Annotated in this window: 4 protein-coding genes; all 4 read left to right on the plus strand. The window is 57.6% G+C overall.

What is annotated here, in order from left to right:
* Window positions 1–392: 392 nt before the first annotated feature.
* The 4 genes from BP858_RS01945 to BP858_RS01960 all read left to right on the plus strand — a co-directional run bounded on the left by BP858_RS01945 (window position 393) and on the right by BP858_RS01960 (window position 4,429).
* A complete protein-coding gene (locus BP858_RS01945) occupies window positions 393–656 on the plus strand; it encodes a hypothetical protein (protein WP_214166171.1) in 264 nt (87 codons plus the stop codon).
* 109 nt (window positions 657–765) lie between these two features.
* Entirely contained in the window at window positions 766–1,530 is a 765-nt protein-coding gene (locus tag BP858_RS01950; RefSeq protein WP_074175690.1) for a hypothetical protein, read from the plus strand.
* Between the two features lie 599 nt (window positions 1,531–2,129).
* Window positions 2,130–3,209, plus strand: a complete 1,080-nt coding sequence (locus tag BP858_RS01955) for a CapA family protein (RefSeq protein WP_286878697.1) — start codon at window positions 2,130–2,132, stop codon at window positions 3,207–3,209.
* Window positions 3,206–4,429 carry a glycosyltransferase gene (locus BP858_RS01960; protein ID WP_286878698.1) on the plus strand — a complete coding sequence of 408 codons (1,224 nt, stop codon included), beginning with the start codon at window positions 3,206–3,208 and terminating at the stop codon, window positions 4,427–4,429. Before BP858_RS01955 ends, BP858_RS01960 begins: the two co-directional genes overlap by 4 nt.
* Window positions 4,430–4,566: the final 137 nt, after the last annotated feature.

Consider the following 4,566-nt stretch of genomic DNA (forward strand, 5'->3'; position numbering starts at 1 on the left):
CACGCGGAAAGCCACGCGTGAGAGGGTATTGCATGGACAATATTAGATGAAATGATACAGTAGAGCATTTCAGCTAAAATTTCGCATGAAAACCGCCCTGGTTTGGCAGGTGGGAACAGGGGTCCCCGGCGAGCCCCCTCCTTGCGAGGCTTCATGGAGATGCCAGAGTCATATGCACCAGCGACTCTGCGTGAGCAGAACCCAACCCATCGAGGCCGTGCATAATGTTATCGAAGTCTAATACGGGGTTTATGGCAGGGCAGAGGGGAAGCGTTCCCTCCCGGGTGATATTTACACGCACGGTGTGGGGCCATCCTTAAACCTGCAGTCTTCTCGAGGATCCGGCCGGGCTCTCGCAGGGTTTATATACCGGTGGTCCTGATAGCATCAGAATGATGCACAAAAAGGATGCCGCATCAGTCGTTCTAACGGTCTGGATGCTTACCCTGAGCGGCCTGCTGTATATACTCAACATTCGGGATTTAAGACTGTTTATAGCTACCGCGCTCGTAGGATTCTTTATCATAGTCTATCTAATCCACCCGACGTATTCGAGACCCGGATACATCCGCAACATAAACCGTATGGCAATAGCCTGCACAGGGCTCTTTGGTCTGGTAATCGTCCTGAGAATACTGGAACTGGTCGGTGGGTGAGGGAGTGCCCACGTCACATCGCCCGGGTTCAGTTTGGGTGAAAGAGATGAAAGCAGCCGGACATAAACGTTACAGGAGCGGTTCATACCTTCTCATCGGTTTTGCATCGTTGCTCCTCCTTGCGGCTCTGCTCACAGATCCGCAGGGATACATGCAAAGTCCCCTGCTCATGCTGGGTGCAGCCGGGTTCATCAGTGGATTTTTTCTCTTCGCGCTCGGCGGAGATGAGGGTGTGGATGCACGGTTAGCCAGTTACCTCTCCTTACAGGGCATCTCCGCCCTGAGCAGGATCATCCATGACCACGGCGGCTGTGGAACCGCAATCTTTCTTCCGCCGGATGGCAAAGACGGGAAGGTTATGCAGTTCATTCCAATGCGCCCCAACCGCGGGTCTTCACAGGGCGATGGGGCGGGATTTGCCTGTCACAACGGGAGCTTCGGGACCCTGAACTCCCCTCTGGCAGGCCCCATTCTTGAGGAACTAAAATATGATAATGACCTTGTTCTACCTTCTGAATACGGTCTGCTGATGGGAGCAATCCGTGAGGTGTGTGAAGACCTCCTCCTGATCGCCAGGCAGGTGGATATAAAAAAAGAAGAGGGGCTCATAATCATCAGCCTGAACAACTACATTCTCTTCCCGGGGTGTGCTTCAAGGAGTGAAGCGTCCCCGGAGTCCTGTGTTCTCTGCCCCTGCTCGATCTGCAGCCTGATCGCGTGTATGATCGCCGAGGGGCTCGGGTGCGAGGTTAGCCTGAACAGGGTGGTTCTGGACGACACCAGACAGTCACTCAGTATGGAGATATCATGTGCCTCCAAAAACGGAGCAAAGGTGGTGCAAACCCCTGAAAAGCATCTAAGACAGCCGGTTTGAGATATAATATACCCTCGCTCCACACGGGCAGAACCGTGATCCTCGTCTAGAGGAGGTGAGGATTACTGATTCTGCTCGTATCACAAAAAATATTTTCGCCGCTATAGATAGCCAGACAACCGGATCCGAAAAGGCAGAGGAGAATACAGTATTGCGGCATCAGTCCCCTGCTTCATCACATCATCAGTGGGGGTAACTCTCATCATCTGCCGCGTAGTGTTAACAATTATTCGATCTCCGGGATGTTAATGGTTCGGCACATCCCGCGCCCGTACCAACCCAAGCCCAGGCGGGAGGCTTCCCGTTACAGGCGGGCCCGTTGACGGGGCCGGTCATCCTGAACTCTTCATATGCCCTCCCTCCTGAAGAACGGCGCCGTGAGGCCGGCAAACCTATATATAGTCTGAGACCCAGTCTGGAACCCAGGCAAGGTCGAGGGGGGAGGCAGTATTCCGGGTTACATGGAGGTAGAGGCACCCGCAGAAACCGGCAAGGTACAGGACCTCCCCGGGATAAGCGAGGCAGGGGATATGTTACTAAACGCCCGAACCAGAACGTGGTTCCCTGCCGGACCGGGTTGCGACAGGAGGAGAGGGTAAGTGTCGGTGCGGCTGCGGGCTGTCGGGGACGTGCTGCTCTGGACCAGGAACGGCAAAAAACCGTTTGCCCTGATACAGCACGAACTCCGGCAGAAAGATCTGCTCTTCGGGAACCTGGAGACTGTCCTCTCCGAGAGCGGCGACCCGAGCCGGAAACGCTGGGTCAACACGAACCCCCCGGAGGCGGGAGTACATCTCAAAGACGCCGGATTCGACATCCTGAGCGTGGCAAACAACCATACGCTCGACCTGGGGCGGGAGGGGTTCGAAAAGACCCTCGACGTGCTTGAAGCGCATGGTATCGCCTACGTTGGAGGGGCACGGGGGGATGGCCCCCCACAGGGGCTGGTTGTTGAGCGAAACGGGATCAGGCTCGGGTTCCTCGGCTATACTAGCGGGATGTTCCGGTCGCCGCCGGGGGTTACGGTCTCCAAACTGAAGAAGAGGGCCATCATCGACGACATCAGGGCGCTGAAGGCCCAATGTGACGTTGTCATCGTCTCCCTGCACTGGGGGATCGAGAACATCTACTACCCCTCACCCAATCAGGTCAGGCTCGCCCACAGGTTCATCGACAGCGGAGCGAGCCTGATCCTCGGGCACCACTCGCACACCATTCAGGGGCTGGAGCGGTATAACGACGGCCTGATCGCCTACTCCCTCGGGAACTTCCAGTTCGACACCGAACTCTTCAAGGAGAAGATCAAGAGCACCATGATCCTCTCGGTGGACTTTGACCAGCACGGCATCCGGGATTACACGGTTATCCCCTGTATCATCAACGACGACTTCCAGCCTGAGGTGGCTGAGGGGCGGACCCGGGAGGCGGTAGAGCGCTGGATCACTGAGTGCTCGGAGCGGGTCCAGAACGGGGAGGTCACCCGGCGATGGTGGTATGAGGAGATCGGAGAGGAGTACCTCGCCTACAACCTGGAGAGTTACCGCTACCGGATACGACAACACGGGATCGCGCCCCTGGTTGAATGCGCGGTCTGGCTGGTGACGCCGTTCTGCCTGAACTGCTACGCGGGTGTTATCAGGAAGAGGCTGAAACAGCAGAACAGTGGGGGGAATGCATGAAGATTTTACAGGTTACCCCATTCTTCAAGCCGCTCTGGGAGTCTGGAGGAGTTGCCAGGGTTGCATACGACGTCTCCCGGAACCTGCACGAGAACGGGCACGATATCACGGTTTATACAACGAACCGGAGTATTTATCCAAACGATCTGCCCACGAACCGTGCAACCTGCGTCGACGGCATGAACGTCTACTACTTTGAGAATTTGCGGAAGTACGTTCCGAGTGTGACCCCGCCGGTGGTGCCCTACCGCATGCCGGCGGTCGCGAGGAGGGAGGTTGCGCAGTTTGACGTAGTCCACATCCACGACCACCGCACCCTGCTCACCGTCATTGCCTCGCATTACGCGAGGAAGTATGGCGTACCTTACGTGCTCCAGGCACACGGGGCGCTCCCGCAGGATACAGGTTCTGCACGGATGAAACGGTTGTTTGACCTGCTCTGGACGAAGAAGGTGATCCTCGGCGCCGCAGGAGTGATCGCGCTCAACGAGACCGAGGCGGAACGCTACCGCGAGTTAGGCGTTGAGGAGGGGAGGATCGCGATCATCCCAAACGGCATCGATTTTGCGGAGTACCCCGACCTTCCGGCCCGTGGCCGGTTCCGCGCAAAGTGGGGCATTGACGATGCTACAAAGGTCGTGCTCTACCTGGGAAGGCTCGACCCGACAAAGGGGATCGACCTCCTGATCCGCTCGTTTGCAGGGGTCGCACGGGAGTTCGATGACGCTATCCTCATGCTGGTCGGCGGGGATATGGGCCACAACGAGGAGTTCAGGGAGCGGGTCAGGTCGCTGGACCTCGACGGTCGGGTGATCTTCACCGGATTTGTGAGCAAAGAGGACAAGATGGCGGCATTCACCGATGCCGATGTCTTCGTCACGCCGAGTTTCACCGGGTTCCCGATCACGTTCCTTGAGGCATGCCTCTGTGGTACGCCTATCGTGACGACGGGACAGGGGGACCTGCTCGCATGGATCGAAGGGACCGTCGGGTTCAATACCGGATACACGCCGGAGGCCCTCGCCGACGCCATCGGGCAGCTGCTTGCCGACGATGCCTTGCGGGCCAGGTTCGGCGCTCAGGCAAAGGAGCTCATCCGGACCAGATACAACTGGCAGGCGATTGTTCGCGATATTGAGGCATTATATGCCGGTGTCGCGGGCAAAAGCCGGGGCGCCGTGGACATCGGGGCGGGTGAGCGCTCGCCGGCGGGAGTATGACGGGTTCCAGGCGCCATACCGGATGCTGGAACACGTCTCCCGCCGATCAGAGGAAATCCGCCTGGGGGCTCTGTCTCCGGCTGAATCGGTGAAGAATGGTGCGGGGCTAGAAAGCCACTAGTGGAGCATTTCATCTA

The organism is Methanoculleus sp. UBA413 (assembly GCF_002502935.1).
Taxonomy (GTDB): Archaea; Halobacteriota; Methanomicrobia; order Methanomicrobiales; family Methanoculleaceae; genus Methanoculleus; species Methanoculleus bourgensis.